Raw genomic sequence first — 16404 nt, forward strand, 5'->3', positions numbered from 1 at the left:
TATGAAATAGAAAAATGCGCAATATATCGTAAACATATGTACGCGCAAAAAAAAACACAAAAAATGACTCCTATTCATTATTTTTTACGTACACGATGTCCTTCACAAATATATGATAGAAATTTTCATCTTTACATTGCATCGTAAAAATAGGTGATTCTTCATCGAAATACGCAATCGTACCTTTAACTTTTTGAATAGAATTTTGAAGTTTAGCTGCTACAAGTACAGTTTGTTCTTGTTCATATGCTGTTCTTAATTGTTGAATGATCTCCTTCATTCGCTTTCGCTTTTCAGGAAACATAACCATCCCAACAAATTTCCTTCCTTTCTCATCTTTCCAAAAATAATCCCAATGCGGAAGTATTCCTTGCTTAAACTCTCCCATATAAACTTCCCTCCTTATCTTTATCTCACCCTTTTTGGCAGTTATCGCATACCTATCTTCTTTAGGTAGACAATAACTTTCAAAAAAAGAATTTACTTGTTTTAATTAGCAAACAAATACATTAACGTTTAAGTAGCAGGTAATTGACTTACGAACGAGGCAGTTCCATATATGTATAGATAATTTCTCCCCCGCCCTGTGCGTTACCGCGAAAATGTTTAAAATCTTGGCGTTCTACTAAAACTTCACGAAACGTATAAAAGACTTCTTTTGTTACAACATATTCTTCTATTTCTTTATTTTTAAGTTGATCTAAGATCATATTTACTTGTTGTTTATCCATGCTAATCACCTCTCTGTAGTATTTTTATCCCGCATTAACGGGCACAGTAAGACCCCCACCTCAAGATTTAGAGAGAAGCGAGGAAGATACTGCCCGTAAAAGCCCGATTGGTTCAACTAGCCTCAGTGGGGCTGAAAAAACCCACTGATGGAAGTTTCACTTTATCTCACGACTACTTCTGAATATATCTTTCTAATATAGCAAATCATTTCTTATCATGCTAACTCTTATGATACAATAAAACGGACAACCAGGAGGGATAACATGATTCGGAAAGCAAAACAAACAGATACTAAAGCAATATCTCCTTTATTGTACAACGCACTGCATGAAGTTGCTGAAAAATTAACAGGTGGTACAACTGAAACCGAAGTTCTAGAAGGTTTAGAGTATTGGTTTACAAAAAAACAAAATCGACTCAGTTATGAAAATTGTTTCGTTGAAGAGCGTAATGGAAATGCAGTTGGTGTTATTGTAACCTACCACGGAAGTGAAGCAACAAAGCTAGATGCCCCAATTGTAAAACGATTACGAAAAGTGAAACAAGATTCTTCTATTATATTAGAAAAAGAAGCCGAAGAAGATGAATATTATATTGATACCTTGTCTGTTTCATCTACACATGGCGGAAAAGGTATCGGTTCAAATTTAATCCTTGCAGCTGAAACACACGCTCAAGAAAAAGGGCATAAAAAAATTTCATTGTTAGTAAACTTAGAAAATAAGCCTGCATTTTCTCTCTATAAAAAGCTTGGTTATAAACAAGATAACACAATTATGCTCGTAGGCGAACCATATGCTCATTTAATTAAGCGTGTATAACACAAAGGCACAATCATTATTTTATGATTGTGCCTTTGTATTATACACGAAGCATTACGCCTATTTTGCTTTATCGGAAAATGGGCAAGAAACATCCTTCCACTTTTACGGGCAGACCTCGTATTCCAAAATATATCAAATCATCTATGAAAGAAATTGTTTTCACGAATCAAGTGTGTAAACTCCAAGATAAATACATTCGTTTTCCAAAAACAAGCATAAAATTAAATATTGGTAAACTGTTTGGGCGGATTGGCAATCTGAAAGAGGTACGTGTTTCTCCTGTTTATGGGAAGTTTAAAGTGGAAATTGTGACAGAACAGTCCGAACTAGCACCTGGGCATGTTGACAACAATCGTTATATGAGTATTGACTTAGGGATCAATAACATTGCAACTATCACAACGAATACAGGGGCTACTCATGTGTTAGTAAAGGGCAATGTCATCAAAAGCATCAATCAATACTACAACAAGCAAAAGGCACATTTGCTTGGGATTCTTCGTCATGGAAAAGAACCAAAAGAAGGACCACACACATCCAAGCGTTTAGAGAGGCTTCATGAGAAACGGTTTCTCATGATAAAAGATTTCTTTCACAAAATCAGTTATCATATTGTTCATGTCGCAATTCAACATGAGATCTCTATGATTGTGATTGGGAAAAATACATCATAGAAGCAAAACAGTGAGATGGGGAAACGACAGAATCAATCCTTTTGCCATATTCCACATAATCTACTCATTGAAATGATCACATATAAGGCGAATCGACAGGGTATTACTGTACAAGTCGTGGAAGAATCGTATACAAGCAAGGCATCCTTTCTAGACAATGATGATATCCCCACTTACGGTGAGGAAGACATCCCTGTATTCAGTGGAAAACGTATCAAACGTGGCTTGTATCGTACGAAAGAGAATAAACTACTGAACGCAGATGTGAATGGTTCCTATAACATCTTAAAAAAGCAGTTCCAAAGGCATTTGCCGATGGAATAGAGGGGTTGTGCCATCAAGCAGCTGTGTCAACTCCACTCGTGTTAAGCATCTCTTGAAGGTGATACACGAGAAACCCCCACTTCAAGATCCGAAGGAGATAAGTGGCGGGAGTTTTCATGTATACGTTACAAATACATTTCCTTCTCTTACTTCGTGAAAAGTATAAATTGTACACCCCCACGGTTTCGTCTGAAACAGCAGCGGTCCATGCCATCCTCGAGCACGCAGCTCCTTACCAATCATCGTATTAAAATAACTATGTCCAATAAGAGCAACTCGCTGATATACATTTGCATATCCGATCAATACATCCGCTGCTTGCTTCGCTCTTTTTTGTACTTCTAAGTATGATTCAACATCCTTCGAATAACCGACCATCCAAAATGCGCGACCTAAAAACATCCATACATTCGGTTTATATTTCATCCATCTTGGTACAGGTAAAATAGAAGGAATAGCAGCTTCGCGAAAAAGTGGATTCTGAATAAAAGTAATATTGTTAGTCAACATTGTTGCTGATTGAACAGCGCTTTTTTGATCACTTGCCACTATAAACTTGGAGGCTTCAATCACTTCGAGCGTTTTACTTGGAATGTCTGTGTCTCTCATAATATCTTCATCTTCATATCTTTGCAGCCATTCTTGAAATTCTCGTACTGTAATCGCTTTTTTGTGAACACTAGAGCGTCCATGACTTATGAAAGAAATTTGCATCTTTCTCACTCTCCGTTCAACATGCTTCACATTATATTATTACAAATCCATACAGGTCTCATTCAGTGCTCCCATCTTCATGACTAGAAAAAGAAGATACACTATCAACTCCCTCATAGTATATGTATGTTTCATGTTCTCGAATCATTTTTAATTTCGTATATGCAAACAGAAATAAAAGAATAGCTATCAAGCTCCCCACAATCTCAAGTGCCATTTTATCGCCCCCCCGTTTCATTATACTCCCATATACTCATGTTACAATTATGAATATGAGTTTCTTACATACATGTTACAATTATGAATATGAGTTTCCTACTATGAATTTCTTGTGAAAAATTAGTATTTTTTTCAAAAAATTTTCATGGAAACATTTACAAAAGATGAAATATCGTTCAAAATAAAGAAAAATACAAAAAGAACGAATCTTGTTCTCTTTTTCGTAAAAATGTAACAAGGAGAGTTGCTTATGAAAATCGCAGAAGCTGGAGATATCATTGAATTCAAAGACGGTTTACAAGGGCGCGTTCAAAAAGTAAATAAAAACTCTGTTATTGTAGATATAACAATTATGGATAATTTTAGAGAGTTAGATATGGAACCGCTTACTGTTGTCAATCATAAAAACTATACAATTATTACGCAACATGCATAGAATACTAGAAAAAAGAGGCAGCCTACAAAGCTGCCTCTTCTTTCTTTAGCGATTATCTACTGTTTCTGGATATAGATCATGATTCATTAAACGATATTCAGCCATTTTTTCATATTTTGTACCAGGACGTCCGTAGTTACAATATGGATCAATAGAAATACCACCACGGGGTGTAAATTTACCCCATACTTCAATGTAGCGAGGGTCCATTAGTTTAATTAAGTCATTCATAATTACATTCATACAATCTTCATGAAAATCTCCATGATTGCGGAAACTAAATAAATATAACTTTAACGATTTACTCTCCACCATTTTTTGCTCTGGAATGTAGCTAATGTAAATTGTCGCAAAATCTGGTTGTCCCGTTTTCGGGCATAAGCTTGTAAACTCCGGACAATTAAATTTTACAAAATAATCACGGTTCGGGTGATTATTATCAAACGTTTCTAAAATTTCCGGGCTATATTCAAATAAATATTTTGTATTTTGATTTCCCAGTAATGTTACATCTTTCAAATCTTCATCTTGTCTTCCAGCCATCTTAAAATCTCCCTTCATTCATACAGTAATTATACACCGCGTTTATTGCCCCACACTAAAGCGTGAAGTTGCGGCAATACTTTCGCGTCATTCATTTCCTTACATTGTACTGCTTTATCAATGAGCCATTCATATTTTGTAAGCAGACGTTGAATTAACGATGCATCGTCTGTCGTCTGCGTATCATCATTTCCAACTTGTAAGAAGAACGGAACGTGCGGATAACGTTCATGCACCTCTTTTGCATATACAAAATCTTGATCGTCAAATACAACCACTTTTAAACTAAATTCCTTTCCTTCTAGCTTATCAATGATTGAATCCAACATAACAAAATCCGTTGTCATCTTTGAACTCGGTGGCTTTGGTGAAATTGTTACCTCATCTATATGAAGTAACCAATCTTGCCATTTACTTCCTTGCGTTTCAATTGCTGTACGAATCCCTTTCTTTTTTAGTAAAGAAATCAATTCTCCTAAATGTTTCAACAACGCTGGATTCCCACCTGAAATCGTTACATGCGAGAAATTTTCACCACCAATTTGCACCAGCTCAGAAAAAATTTCTTCTGGCGACATTTGACGAATTTGCTCTTTCGCAGAACCGTCCCATGTAAACGCAGAATCACACCATGCACAGCTATAATCACAACCTGCCGTGCGAACAAACATTGTTTTTTGTCCAACAACCATTCCTTCTCCTTGAATTGTCGGCCCGAAAATCTCTAACACAGGAATGTTACTCACCCATCATCCACTCCCGTCTTACTTCTGCATAACTTGTTGGTGTTTCAAATAAGCGCACAAACTCAACACGCGCTCCTTTATATTCACTTTGTCGATCACCTTTTGTTAGCGCCTCTTCCATTTTCTCAAAAATCCATACAACCATATTTTCAGCAGTTGTATTCATTGCTGGAAGTGTTTCATTTAAGTAACGATGATCTAAATATATTTCAATTTCATTTTTCCAAATTTCTTTTATATCACCAAAATCAATCGCTAGGCCAATTTCATTGACATAACCACTAATTCCGAAAATTACTTTATACGTATGTCCATGAAGGTTTTTACATTTCCCTTCATAACAGTGTAGATGATGTGCAGCATCAAACGTAAATTCTTTACTAACCATAACGCGCTTATTATGATACTTTAGTTGCTTACGATCAATGTCTTGATCGATTTTTTGTAGATTTTCAACAATGCGAAATCCAAAGAAGTCTTGTGTCATTATGCTTTCGCTCCTTTACGCTCTTGTACATATTTATCAAGTCCTGCTTTACGAAGCTGACACGCTGGACATTCACCGCAACCATCACCAATAATCCCGTTATAACACGTTAACGTTTTTTCACGGACAAACTCAAATGCCCCAAGTTCATCTGCCAATTTCCACGTTTCTGCTTTATCAATCCACATAAGCGGTGTATGAATAACGAATGGATAATCCATTGATAAATTCAATGTAACATTTAACGATTTCACAAACACATCACGGCAATCTGGATACCCGCTAAAATCTGTTTCACACACGCCTGTTACGATATGACGCGCTCCTACTTGTTTAGCTAACACAGCTGCAAACGATAAGAACAATAAGTTACGTCCATCCACAAATGTCGACGGCAGCTCACCATCTTCATGTGTAATTTCCATATCTGTACGCGTTAACGCATTAGGAGCAAGCTGATTTAACAAGCTCATATCAAGTACGGTATGCTTCACACCTAGTTCTTTTGCGATTTCAGCCGCACAGTCAATTTCAAGTTTATGGCGCTGATTATAATTAAACGTCACTGTTTCTACTTCTTCAAACTGTTCAAGCGCCCAAAATAAACATGTTGTACTATCTTGACCGCCACTAAAAACAACAACTGCTTTTTCCTTCTTCATTTCACTCATTCTCCTCTTTTTTCGATTACAAGAAGAAAGAGCGTTCTTGAACTGTCATACTAAAAAACAAAACAATATATAAAGAATATTGTTCTCTCCTTAGTTTTTTATAGAGGGAGTTCGCGAACCTCTCCCATGCTATGCATGGACTGTCTTCTTCAATTTGCATCTTTCATTGTAACATAGCGTGTGTATGAGTGGGAAACGTCTGTTTTTTCTATTTTTTCTAAAAATAACATTTCATTTTCTTTCATATTAATAGTATGATAATTTTAGATGTCGCATCTTTCACTTCTCACAACAAGGAGGTTTTATAGCTGAAGGTTTTTATTATGTACCTCTTCTTAAATATATTGTTTATTCTAGTTACAATGTTAATTTATCATTTATTTTGGAGCGAAAAAGGAAATCACTCTCCGAAGCTCAATTCATTTGTGTTTGTCCTCTCTTGCAGCATTACCACTATTCTCTGTATGTCATTTGCTGCAAAAGTTGACTTTGGATTTCAATTCGACTTCCGGCATATCGTGCTAATTGTCGGAACATTATCTGGTGGCCCAGTAGCAGGTGGTATAATTTTTAGTGTTATGAATCTTTATCGTTTTTTTATTGGCGGGAGCGGTGCCCTGCCTTCTTTCATAGCATCTATCGCTTTGTACATTTCTCTTATTGCAACATACAAAACATATATAAAAGGAAAAATAAGACCAAAAATGTATTTAGCTTTTTTTACTGCCTGATTTTTGGCATAGTTTGGATTCCTTATTTTCTATCTATGGCTCCAAATCCAACGAACTATATACCTTATATCATTACATACGAATTATGCGCAATCATAGGAACTATTTTAATTTTATACTTAATGGACGTATTACAATCGCAAGTTCGTCTTGCAAAAGAACTTGTAAATGCTGAGAAATTTCAATTGATTGGTGAGATGGCTGCTTCAATCTCACATGAAATCCGAAACCCTCTTACATCAACGAGAGGATTTCTTCAATTGCTACAATCAAAAAACTATTCAGAACAAGACAAACTGTTGTACTTAGACATCGCTATACACGGTATTGATCAAGCCAACCATGTATTAACAGACTATTTAACATTCGCAAAACCAAGTATTGAAAAAATACAAACGTTACAGTTAGAAGAAGAATTACTTCATGCTCTTATGCTCATGACACCATTAGCGAACCTTTCTAACGTTCGTATTCATTATACGAAACAAAGTAAAATATTTTACATAACGGGAGAAAAACAAAAGCTTAATCAATGTCTTTTAAACATTGTAAAAAATTGCATTGAAGCGATGCCAAACGGCGGAGACCTTACATTTACCTTAACACCCGCTCATAAACACATCCAATTACATATTCAAGATACCGGAATTGGTATGAACAACGAACAAGTAAAACGCCTCGGTTCTCCTTTTTACTCTACAAAAGAAAAGGGTACAGGTCTTGGAATGATGGTTGTGTTTAGCGTTATAAAAGCAATGAACGGAAAAATTGATATCTCTAGCAAGAAAAATGTTGGAACATCTTTCCTTCTTACATTTCCTTTAACAGAAAAACCGTGATGCAACTGCATCACGGTTTTTTCGTTTCATCCACAAGCTCTGCAAAAGTCTTCACTTTCCCATGTGGCTGCTGATGTTCTTTTCGCGCTTTCCATTGTCGTTCTTGCTCCTTCTTTTTATTTCCCATTATCTCAACTCCTTTTAAGATGTCCTTATATATGTTCCAACATATAAAGTAGGAATATACATACGTGAAGTGATAGAAAATTCATGGCAATTGAAACAACAGTGGTGCATGTCGCCTGCAAGTACTCTGAATCATTCATAAAAAAACTTCCATCAGCTATTGAATCTACTGATGGAAGTTTCACTTTATCTTTGCAAAATTGAATGTTTCGCTTCTTTTAACTGTGTAAGATGACGTTGTTCATGTAAATCTAAAAATTGTACCCATTGATATAAATTAAGCTCATCAAATATAGGGTGTTTGAGCGATTTTTCAAATAGTTCTTTTTCATTAACAATACTATGAAGAACATGCAAAAGCTTTTCTCTTGAACTTTGCAGCAATTGAATCATTTGTGCTTTTTTCATTAACGTTTCTGTTGGTTGCATTTGCTGAGGGGCTTCTCTCTTTCTTGTTCGATCGAGTGTAACTTGAAGGTCTTGTAGTGGAACAACTTTTCTTTCGTTTTTATGAAGTGCATATACAATTGCGGATGTAACAGATTGTTCACTAAGGTGAAGGTGATGTAAAACTTGCATAATGCTCCATTTATCACGGCGCGGTTTCGTATTAATTTCTGTATCTGTTAACATTTCGATTTCTGATAAAAGCATCTGTCTTGTAGACGACATTCCTCGTAATAACGTCTCCATGTTCATATTTGCATAAGATTGCACCATATTTCTCCCTCCTATTTGGTTAAAAAGAGGCGCTTCTTCTAAAGAAACACCTCTTTTTAAATTATTCTAAATTTTCTTTTATTATCTCATTTTTCCAAACATGTGTCGATTGCAAATTCATAAAAAACAGTGTATATTTTTTACAATTTTGTGTCATCTACTCCATCTAACCACGCATGAATTTCATCGATAACACCCTTCACACATCCATCAGCAAATGGAGAAGTTAAATTTGCCGTTTCAACTAATTGTAAGAATGATTTACTTCCGCCTTGACGGCAAAGATGAACATAATCTCCCCATGCTTCTTGACGATTCTCTCTAGAGCGTTTCCAAAATTGAAGCGCACAAATTTGCGCTAACGTATAATCAATATAATAAAATGGCGAATTATAAATATGCGCTTGACGTTGCCAAAAGCCTCCGCGCTCTAAATAATCATTTTCTTCATAGTCACGGTGCGGTAAGTACTTTCTTTCAATCTCACGCCAAGCTACTTTACGCTCAGCTGGTGATGCTTCTGGATGTTCATATACAAAATGCTGGAATTCATCAACAGATACACCATATGGTAAAAATAGTAAAGCCGAACTTAAGTGTGAGAAGTAATATTTCTCCGTATCTTCTTCAAAGAATAATTTCATCCACGGCCATGTGAAAAACTCCATGCTCATCGAATGAATTTCACATGCCTCATATGTCGGCCAATTATACTCTGGAATTTCATAATGGCGGCTTTCATATACTTGGAAAGCATGTCCTGCTTCGTGCGTTAACACATCAATGTCACCAGACGTTCCGTTAAAATTTGAGAAAATAAAAGGTGCTTTATAGTTTTCAATATATGTACAATAGCCTCCGCCAGCTTTTCCTTTTTTCGCTACAAGATCAAGTAAATTATTTTCTAACATAAAGTTAAAAAATTCATTTGTTTCTTCTGATAGTTCTCTATACATTGTTTTGCCGTGGTTCACAATCCAATCCGCATCACCTTTTGGTACAGCGTTACCAGATGCGTATTCAAAATTCTCATCATAATACGCAAGTTTCTCTACCCCAATGCGCGCCTGTTGCCTTTGTCTAAGTTCTGTTGCAACAGGAACAATGTAATCAAGCACTTGCTTACGGAAATTTGCAACCATCTCTGCATTATAGTCAGTACGATACATTCTTGCATATCCAAGCTCTACAAAATTGTTAAAGCCCAGTTTCTTCGCAATTGCCGTTCTTACTTTTACAAGTTCATCATAAATACGGTCTAACTCTTCCTCATGCCCTGCTAAAAAACCATAATATGCCTCACTTGCTTGTTTACGCATATTACGATCTGTGTGCTCCATAAACGGAACAAGTTGTGATAATGTTCGCTCTTCTCCTTCAAACAAAATTTTAGCTGCCGCTAATAACTGTGTATATTGAGAAGATAATTTATTTTCTAACTGTAAATCTGCTACCACGTCATCAGAATATGTCTTCATTTCAGCCTCTGCAAGTGCAAAAAGCTGCGTACCATAATATTCTTCTAATTGTTTTCGAAATGGGGATTGTGTTAATGCCTCGTAATACTTTGTCACATACCCTTTCACAATTGGAGAATACTCATCAAAGAAATCTTGTTCTTCTTTATAGAATTCATCTGTCGTATCTATACTGTGACGAATATAACATACGTTATACATAGTGCTGAAATCATTGCGAATTGCATTAATATGTGCAATCACTACCTTTTGTTCTGCCGCTGTTTTTGCATTCTTGAATTGCTGCAAAGTTTCGGTAAATCTTTCTTTCACTTCGTCCATATTTGGACGTTTGTATTCATAACTCTCAAATGACATACAAATAGCTCCTTTCTCTTCTTAAAAGCATTCTCGTACTATTATTCCATATATTTTGCAAATCACCTTTATTCATCAGCAAAATTCATCCTACACGCATTTTAAAATTCATACATTTTAATTTCAAACTTGAGATACATTGAAAATTCCATAATACTGTCCATTAAGTAAGAAATAATGTTCAACTAACCATCAGCGGAGGGCTTACTGTCCGCAAAATAAAAAAACTTTGAACTGTGCATTCAAAGCTTACAAAAACTTTTATTATTCCTCATATTTCCCTATCTTCTTTAACAACGTTAATAGTTGATCTTTCTCATCCTTTTTTAACATATGAAATGATTCATGTATGACTTTTTCATGATTCGGAAAAATATTGGAAATCAATTGTATCCCTGATTCTGTTAAATGAGCATAAATTACACGCCGATCATTTGGACAAGGCTTTCGCTCTACAAGTCCTTTTTTCTCTAATTTATCAACAACATACGTAATACTACCGCTTGCAATTAAAATTCTTTCTCCAATTTGTTGCAACGGTTGATCTCCCTTATGATATAACAGTTCTAGCACTGCAAACTCTGTTGGATTTAGCCCGTTACTTTGAATAGATTTATTGGCAATATCCATAACCGAACGGTGTACGCGCGATAAAGCGATAAATACTTTCAATGATTTGGAAATATCTTCTTTTTCATACTGAGACGTCATAGCTCTTCAATCCTTTACTAAATTTCTTTTCAAATAATGATATTATATCGAATTTCAAAAACACCGTCTGGTTTAAATACATTACAGTAAAAAATAATAAAAAGAATATAAAAACACTGCATATTAAAGAATGTTTATATATAATGAAAATAAAAAAAGGAGTTAGCAATTTTGAACGTAAAACTACGCACCACTTTTTTATATATTTTATTTGTTATATTGCCAACCCTTTGTATTAGCGCTCTCTTTTTTTATATCACAAATATACAATGCAGCGCGAAAATGAACAGGCAGCTCATACAGTCGTATTTTTATATAGAGACCATTTAGATCGTTATCTAGGAGAAGCAACATCTGCATTAGAAATGCTTGCCATGGTTATTAGCGCAAATGCGAACGATAATAATCAAATACAACAAGTCCTACAGAATGCAGATGAAAGAGACCCTCGCTTTTCTGGTCTGTATTATGCGAATACAGATTTTAAAATTACAGTAGCATCATCCAGTTTAAAAACAAATATTGATATCGCCGATCGTTCTTATGCACAAGAAACTTTGAAAAATAAACAGACAACGGTTTCACCTGCACTTACTGATCGTGTTTCTGGACATCAAGTCATTGTGATTGCTACTCCTGTTCTCTATAAGAACAAAGATGTTTCTGGACTCCTCGTAGCAAGTTTACGATTTGACTATATTGCAGCATCTTTAAATGCAATCAAACCAAAATACCATTTTGAAGTACTTGATAAGCAGGGAATTTCATTTTTACAAGATGATGATCACAAATTTGCTCAAAAAAACACAAAAAAAATTACTGTTCCATTAACAAGATTACCGTGGAGCGTCTCTATTTATCCGTTACCTATTCAACAAACCGTTCTATATCGGAACGTCTTTACGGAATTTTTAATAACATTATTTCTTATGAATATTTTATTTTTAGTTATAAAGTATATGCTTCTGAAAAGACAAACAAAATTGGAAAGAAAACAAAATGAAGTACAAAAACTGGAATTAGTTGGCTCTTTTGCTGCAAGTACAGCTCACGAAATCCGCAATCCTCTTACAGGCATTAAAGGACTTGTTGCTCTTTTAAAAGAAAAACATACAAATGAACAAGACCAGTTTTATTTCTCAGTTATTGAACAAGAAATTGAGAGGATTAATGAAATTGCCAGTGAATTCCTTATCCTTGGAAAACCAACCGCTATTATTGAAAAAACATATGATTTAAGAGACATTGTAAAAGAAGTTTCGTTAATTATTCAATCTGAGGCAAATTTACATAATGTTCAAATTTCCATACATATGCCAGAAAATCCAATTCTTATTCGTTGCTCAAATGATCATATCAAACAAGTTATTTTAAATATTACAAAAAATGCTTTTGAGGCAATGTCATTAGGTGATACATTGACAATTACAGCCGAAGCAAGTGGAAATATAGCTCAATTACGTATTATAGACACAGGGAAAGGAATTCCAGAACACATCCAAAAACATATTTTCCATCCATTTTTTACAAACAAAGATACAGGAACAGGACTAGGACTTGTCGTATGTAAAAGAATCGTTGAAATGTATAATGGTCAAATTACGATTAAAAGTAAAGAACATACAGGAACAACTGTATGCATTATACTCCCGCTCCATTCACCGTAATCATCCCTTTTTTATACGGGGATGATTATTTCATAAATGCTGTAATAAACATTCTCCAAAACACATTCGATTTCACATTATATGACGTTTTTAAAAATGGCGTTTTTAACATTAAAAGCCATTTCGATACTTTACTCTCTTTGTAACGTTGATATTTCATAATAAGCATGTCCAATTCCTGACTTACTTGAATTGTCTCTATGCTATTAAGTCCATTTGTAAGCCCTAAATGAATCATTTCTTCTCGCTTCACATTAATATCGCACAAAAGCTTGTCCATTGTAGATTTCCGTTTTGCTACAAACATACGTATCCTCCTCGATATTCTTCCGTAATCTGTATTCCCTTCTTATTTAAAATGGAATTTTTTGTTTCTCCGCCCATCAAATGCGAACATTCAGAAAATTAAACATTTTATCCCTGTTATTTACAAATCTTTATCCTCACCTTGAGAATTATTACAAATTATTCTATCTTTGTAAATACATTCGCAATAATAGACATTTTTTTTGTTTTATTTTAGCTAAAATCTCTCTTAATTATAGTTTTTCCTCTTTTTTACAATTACATTTTCGACATTTTGTGCGATTAAATTACTTCAAAACGCAAACGATAACCGTAGATTATCATTTTATCTCGCATTAACAAACAATCACCCCATCTCAAGATTATGAGGAATTAAAGAATATAGATGGGTCTACCATCTACTAATGGTAGTTTCATCCTATTCATTTAAACCGAAAATGGACAATCTCTCGTCTATTGATGGGTGTTTTGTATTATTAAGAAGGGAGAATCTTACATGCGAAAATATGTTGTTATCTTTTTACTTACGGCACTACTGCCAATCATAACTTTTTCTGTACCGACCTACGCTCATACAAATAAAGTAGCGATTGTCATTGATGACTTTGGAAATAATATGAAGGGAACAGAAAAAATGTTAGCTCTTCCTATCCCGTTAACCGTTGCAGTTATGCCATTTCTTCCATCTACAAAACAAGATGCAACGTCAGCTCATCAAAAAGGACACGAAATTATTATCCATATGCCAATGGAGCCTGTAAAAGGAAAAAAGAGTGGCTTGGTCCAAAAGCTATTACAACAGACTTAAGTGATGATGAAATTAGAAGTCGTGTCAAACAAGCAATTGAAGAAGTTCCATTTGCAATTGGAATGAATAATCATATGGGGTCAAAAGCAACTGCTGATGAAAGGGTCATGCGTATTATACTATCAGTTTGTAAAGAACATGGTCTCTTTTATTTAGATAGTAAGACAAGTCCGAACAGCGTTGTAAAAAAATTGCTGAAGAAATTGGTGTACCAACTGTAGAAAACAAACTATTTTTTGATGATGTATATACTTCTGCTCACGTAACAAAACAAGCAAATTCTCTATTGAAAAAAGTGGAAAAAGAACCTATTATGATAGCTATTGGTCATGTTGGACCACCAGGTGAAATTACCTCTTCCGTCATCCGATCTTATATTCCAAAAATTCAAGAAAAGGCTGATTTCATCTTCTTATCTGATCTTGTATCACCAGCACCACCTGTTTCTTCACAAAAATAGAGAGAGGCTTCTGCCTCTCTCTATTTCTAAATACGGTCTACATGACTAACTCGAAAACCTTTTTTTCTAATCTCGCCACTAATGTTTCTAGCTCTTTTTCATCCAAATCCTCTGTAAGATTAACAATAACACGCCTTATATATTGATCACCATTATCTAACGTAAATAAACCACCGATATTATAAGACTTTAATAATGTGCCAAGCTCTTTAATGATTCCTTTAGATTCATGCGTCGCTAACGTTAATATATACCCACCCGTATTCATTCCAAATGAGTCTTCGATCACATCAAAAATATTAGAATGTGTTAAAATACCAACAAACTCATGGTAATCATTTAGTACAGCTAGAAATGGCAGTCTACGAATTGTATAAAAAGCTCGAAAGAACGAATCACGTTCAAAAATAAATGCTTGCTCATTTTCCATTAGCTCAGAAATACTTTCTTTTCTTCCCTCTTTCTCCCTACATTTATTCTCTAGCATATCTACTTTATAAACAATACCCTTGAAAGTCTTACTATCTTCTGTTAAAACAGGAATCGCTCTATATCCGCTACAATCCATTATCTCTAACGCCCGCTCCGCATCTTCACTCTCAGAGCAAGTCACAACTTGTTGCTTCGGAAGAAAATGATATTTAACTCGCAAAATACGTTCCTCCCCACATGACGACATGTAATCTATATATAATAAGGAGAGCCGTATTTTATGAGTAAAACTTCATTTATAAAAACGCTTTCATTTTTAAAGTTACTTTGTACCTTATCCCACTGCTCTTTAGGCATTTCTACCTAAAGAGGACTTTCAATTAAATAACTGAGCTTTTTGTTCCTTTAATCATTAACAGTTTCACATGATAATTCATTAAATACTCTAATCCTTCTAACCATTTTTTCGTTTCTTCTGGCGTTGTTCCCCATACAATTAATCCGTAATTATGAACAAGCACAGCTCCTCCACCCTCGGTAAAGCAAGGCACACTCTCTTCTAGCAAATTTGCAAATTTACTTTCATTTTCTACAATTGGAATTGTAATACCCGTAATACCTTCCTTACCAAAAACACGTTCTACATTTCTTTGTTCAAATGTTACTTCTCCTTCTTTTCCATATAACTCAGACATTAAATGGCTATCAACTGTTTGTACTTGTAAAATGCATTCTGCCTGACTTTTCTTATAAATATCTGCGTGCATAAATGATTCAGAAGCTGGTTTCTCATCGATTGCAAATACTGGTTCACACGTACTATTGACTACAATAAAATCATCTTCCACAAATAGTCCTTTATCTTTTCCTTCTATATTAACTAAAAACGTAAGCGGATCTTTAGACGTACGCATTGATAAGCTAATTTTTGTCCCATAAAACCAATCACGAAGAGCTAATTCCATCTTAATATCCCGTAGTTCTTTCCATTTCTTTAAAAATAATAACATATTGTCACCCCCGTATTGTTATCTTCTGTTTCTATGTAAAAGGCAATATTTTTTGATAATTCACAAAATTTAATTGAATTATCACATGAGAAACCCTTTTTGTCAATACGCTTTTGCCATGTTCCATAAACTTTATCAAAATGAAAAGAGCCCTTTATAAGGCTCTTTTGTTCATTATAATTTGCAACATTGCATTCTTCTCTTGTTCATTAATAATGCGTAGTTTTTGTAGTATATGTGCATATATAATTACCTTCTCACGCATTCTTTTACTCACCTCTTCCCCTTCTTTCCTCTAACCAACTTTTTTCTGTTGGTAAATTATATGACAATCTAGGGAAAATGTGTCCTTTTTTTATGCAAAAACAACATCTTGCGAATGTTGTTTT

17 protein-coding genes, 5 pseudogenes and 1 riboswitch are annotated in these 16404 nt (G+C 34.7%); of the genes and pseudogenes, 6 read left to right on the plus strand and 16 right to left on the minus strand.

The window, feature by feature from the left end; translation table 11 throughout:
* Window positions 1-70: 70 nt before the first annotated feature.
* On the minus strand, window positions 71-388 hold the full coding sequence (locus ACEWFJ_RS17965) for a hypothetical protein (RefSeq protein WP_473689407.1): 318 nt from the start codon (window positions 386-388) through the stop codon (window positions 71-73).
* 148 nt (window positions 389-536) lie between these two features.
* Window positions 537-731, minus strand: a complete 195-nt coding sequence (locus ACEWFJ_RS17970; protein WP_473689408.1) for an abortive phage infection protein — start codon at window positions 729-731, stop codon at window positions 537-539.
* A gap of 264 nt (window positions 732-995) precedes the next feature.
* Between ACEWFJ_RS17970 and ACEWFJ_RS17975 the strand changes: the two genes are divergently transcribed.
* The gene (locus tag ACEWFJ_RS17975) at window positions 996-1553 is read left to right on the plus strand and encodes a GNAT family N-acetyltransferase (RefSeq protein ID WP_473689409.1); all 558 of its coding nucleotides are present in this window, start codon (window positions 996-998) and stop codon (window positions 1551-1553) included.
* Between the two features lie 86 nt (window positions 1554-1639).
* Window positions 1640-2610: pseudogene (locus ACEWFJ_RS17980) on the plus strand (RNA-guided endonuclease InsQ/TnpB family protein); the annotation flags it as partial.
* A gap of 58 nt (window positions 2611-2668) precedes the next feature.
* On the opposite strand, the gene ACEWFJ_RS17985 reads toward ACEWFJ_RS17980, so the two are convergent.
* Both ACEWFJ_RS17985 and ACEWFJ_RS17990 read right to left on the minus strand, forming a co-directional pair.
* Entirely contained in the window at window positions 2669-3268 is a 600-nt protein-coding gene (locus tag ACEWFJ_RS17985) for a histidine phosphatase family protein (RefSeq protein ID WP_473689410.1), read from the minus strand.
* A 58-nt stretch (window positions 3269-3326) separates the two neighbouring features.
* Window positions 3327-3485: a hypothetical protein gene (locus ACEWFJ_RS17990; protein WP_098309562.1), complete on the minus strand. Its 159-nt coding sequence runs from the start codon at window positions 3483-3485 to the stop codon at window positions 3327-3329.
* Between the two features lie 252 nt (window positions 3486-3737).
* Here ACEWFJ_RS17990 and ACEWFJ_RS17995 point away from each other — a divergent pair, with 252 nt between their 5' ends.
* A complete protein-coding gene (locus ACEWFJ_RS17995; RefSeq protein WP_098309563.1) occupies window positions 3738-3923 on the plus strand; it encodes a YkvS family protein in 186 nt (61 codons plus the stop codon).
* Window positions 3924-3968: 45 nt separating this feature from the next.
* Here the strand turns inward: ACEWFJ_RS17995 and queF are convergent, their stop codons facing one another.
* The 4 genes from queF to queC are packed head-to-tail and all read right to left on the minus strand — an operon-like array spanning window position 3969 to window position 6361.
* Window positions 3969-4466 carry a preQ(1) synthase gene (gene queF, locus ACEWFJ_RS18000; RefSeq protein ID WP_098309564.1) on the minus strand — a complete coding sequence of 166 codons (498 nt, stop codon included), beginning with the start codon at window positions 4464-4466 and terminating at the stop codon, window positions 3969-3971.
* Window positions 4467-4495: 29 nt separating this feature from the next.
* On the minus strand, window positions 4496-5212 hold the full coding sequence (gene queE / locus ACEWFJ_RS18005; RefSeq protein ID WP_473689411.1) for a 7-carboxy-7-deazaguanine synthase QueE: 717 nt from the start codon (window positions 5210-5212) through the stop codon (window positions 4496-4498).
* Window positions 5205-5699, minus strand: a complete 495-nt coding sequence (gene queD, locus ACEWFJ_RS18010) for a 6-carboxytetrahydropterin synthase QueD (protein ID WP_429717473.1) — start codon at window positions 5697-5699, stop codon at window positions 5205-5207. The genes queE and queD overlap by 8 nt, the downstream gene beginning before the upstream one ends.
* The gene (gene queC / locus ACEWFJ_RS18015; protein ID WP_098309567.1) at window positions 5699-6361 is read right to left on the minus strand and encodes a 7-cyano-7-deazaguanine synthase QueC; all 663 of its coding nucleotides are present in this window, start codon (window positions 6359-6361) and stop codon (window positions 5699-5701) included. The genes queD and queC overlap by 1 nt, the downstream gene beginning before the upstream one ends.
* 93 nt (window positions 6362-6454) lie before the next feature.
* Window positions 6455-6498: riboswitch (PreQ1 riboswitch) on the minus strand.
* A gap of 234 nt (window positions 6499-6732) precedes the next feature.
* On the opposite strand from queC, the pseudogene ACEWFJ_RS18020 reads away from it, so the two are divergent.
* A pseudogene (locus ACEWFJ_RS18020) lies at window positions 6733-7940 on the plus strand (ATP-binding protein).
* 10 nt (window positions 7941-7950) lie between these two features.
* Here ACEWFJ_RS18020 and ACEWFJ_RS18025 read toward each other — a convergent pair.
* The 4 genes from ACEWFJ_RS18025 to ACEWFJ_RS18040 all read right to left on the minus strand — a co-directional run bounded on the left by ACEWFJ_RS18025 (window position 7951) and on the right by ACEWFJ_RS18040 (window position 11332).
* Window positions 7951-8067, minus strand: a complete 117-nt coding sequence (locus tag ACEWFJ_RS18025) for a DUF6254 family protein (RefSeq protein WP_098309568.1) — start codon at window positions 8065-8067, stop codon at window positions 7951-7953.
* 185 nt (window positions 8068-8252) lie between these two features.
* The gene (locus tag ACEWFJ_RS18030; protein WP_098309569.1) at window positions 8253-8786 is read right to left on the minus strand and encodes a DinB family protein; all 534 of its coding nucleotides are present in this window, start codon (window positions 8784-8786) and stop codon (window positions 8253-8255) included.
* 140 nt (window positions 8787-8926) lie between these two features.
* Window positions 8927-10621: a M3 family oligoendopeptidase gene (locus tag ACEWFJ_RS18035; RefSeq protein ID WP_473689412.1), complete on the minus strand. Its 1695-nt coding sequence runs from the start codon at window positions 10619-10621 to the stop codon at window positions 8927-8929.
* Between the two features lie 264 nt (window positions 10622-10885).
* On the minus strand, window positions 10886-11332 hold the full coding sequence (locus ACEWFJ_RS18040) for a MarR family winged helix-turn-helix transcriptional regulator (RefSeq protein WP_473689413.1): 447 nt from the start codon (window positions 11330-11332) through the stop codon (window positions 10886-10888).
* Between the two features lie 171 nt (window positions 11333-11503).
* Here ACEWFJ_RS18040 and ACEWFJ_RS18045 point away from each other — a divergent pair.
* Window positions 11504-12999: pseudogene (locus tag ACEWFJ_RS18045) on the plus strand (ATP-binding protein).
* Window positions 13000-13024: 25 nt separating this feature from the next.
* Here ACEWFJ_RS18045 and ACEWFJ_RS18050 read toward each other — a convergent pair.
* Window positions 13025-13306: a Spo0E family sporulation regulatory protein-aspartic acid phosphatase gene (locus ACEWFJ_RS18050; protein WP_473689414.1), complete on the minus strand. Its 282-nt coding sequence runs from the start codon at window positions 13304-13306 to the stop codon at window positions 13025-13027.
* 495 nt (window positions 13307-13801) lie between these two features.
* Between ACEWFJ_RS18050 and ACEWFJ_RS18055 the strand changes: the two are divergent.
* Window positions 13802-14573: pseudogene (locus ACEWFJ_RS18055) on the plus strand (divergent polysaccharide deacetylase family protein).
* Between the two features lie 26 nt (window positions 14574-14599).
* Here ACEWFJ_RS18055 and cbpA read toward each other — a convergent pair.
* The 3 genes and pseudogenes from cbpA to ACEWFJ_RS18070 form a co-directional block, all read right to left on the minus strand.
* A pseudogene (gene cbpA, locus ACEWFJ_RS18060) lies at window positions 14600-15225 on the minus strand (cyclic di-AMP binding protein CbpA).
* A gap of 160 nt (window positions 15226-15385) precedes the next feature.
* A complete protein-coding gene (locus ACEWFJ_RS18065; RefSeq protein ID WP_098309576.1) occupies window positions 15386-16015 on the minus strand; it encodes a class II aldolase/adducin family protein in 630 nt (209 codons plus the stop codon).
* A 154-nt stretch (window positions 16016-16169) separates the two neighbouring features.
* On the minus strand, window positions 16170-16292 hold the full coding sequence (locus ACEWFJ_RS18070) for a hypothetical protein (protein WP_473689415.1): 123 nt from the start codon (window positions 16290-16292) through the stop codon (window positions 16170-16172).
* Window positions 16293-16404: the final 112 nt, after the last annotated feature.

It is taken from the genome of Bacillus sp. EA-CB0995, assembly GCF_055814245.1.

Excerpts from the sequence above, each read along its gene's own strand:
- ACEWFJ_RS17965 (WP_473689407.1), bottom strand. The coding sequence starts at position 388 with ATGGGAGAGTTTAAGCAAGGAATACTTCCGCATTGGGATTATTTTTGG.
- ACEWFJ_RS17970 (WP_473689408.1), bottom strand. The coding sequence starts at position 731 with ATGGATAAACAACAAGTAAATATGATCTTAGATCAACTTAAAAATAAA.
- ACEWFJ_RS17975 (WP_473689409.1), top strand. The coding sequence starts at position 996 with ATGATTCGGAAAGCAAAACAAACAGATACTAAAGCAATATCTCCTTTA.
- ACEWFJ_RS17985 (WP_473689410.1), bottom strand. The coding sequence starts at position 3,268 with ATGCAAATTTCTTTCATAAGTCATGGACGCTCTAGTGTTCACAAAAAA.
- ACEWFJ_RS17990 (WP_098309562.1), bottom strand. The coding sequence starts at position 3,485 with ATGGCACTTGAGATTGTGGGGAGCTTGATAGCTATTCTTTTATTTCTG.
- ACEWFJ_RS17995 (WP_098309563.1), top strand. The coding sequence starts at position 3,738 with ATGAAAATCGCAGAAGCTGGAGATATCATTGAATTCAAAGACGGTTTA.
- queF (WP_098309564.1), bottom strand. The coding sequence starts at position 4,466 with ATGGCTGGAAGACAAGATGAAGATTTGAAAGATGTAACATTACTGGGA.
- queD (WP_429717473.1), bottom strand. The coding sequence starts at position 5,699 with ATGACACAAGACTTCTTTGGATTTCGCATTGTTGAAAATCTACAAAAA.
- queC (WP_098309567.1), bottom strand. The coding sequence starts at position 6,361 with ATGAAGAAGGAAAAAGCAGTTGTTGTTTTTAGTGGCGGTCAAGATAGT.
- ACEWFJ_RS18025 (WP_098309568.1), bottom strand. The coding sequence starts at position 8,067 with ATGGGAAATAAAAAGAAGGAGCAAGAACGACAATGGAAAGCGCGAAAA.
- ACEWFJ_RS18030 (WP_098309569.1), bottom strand. The coding sequence starts at position 8,786 with ATGGTGCAATCTTATGCAAATATGAACATGGAGACGTTATTACGAGGA.
- ACEWFJ_RS18035 (WP_473689412.1), bottom strand. The coding sequence starts at position 10,621 with ATGTCATTTGAGAGTTATGAATACAAACGTCCAAATATGGACGAAGTG.
- ACEWFJ_RS18040 (WP_473689413.1), bottom strand. The coding sequence starts at position 11,332 with ATGACGTCTCAGTATGAAAAAGAAGATATTTCCAAATCATTGAAAGTA.
- ACEWFJ_RS18050 (WP_473689414.1), bottom strand. The coding sequence starts at position 13,306 with ATGTTTGTAGCAAAACGGAAATCTACAATGGACAAGCTTTTGTGCGAT.
- ACEWFJ_RS18065 (WP_098309576.1), bottom strand. The coding sequence starts at position 16,015 with ATGTTATTATTTTTAAAGAAATGGAAAGAACTACGGGATATTAAGATG.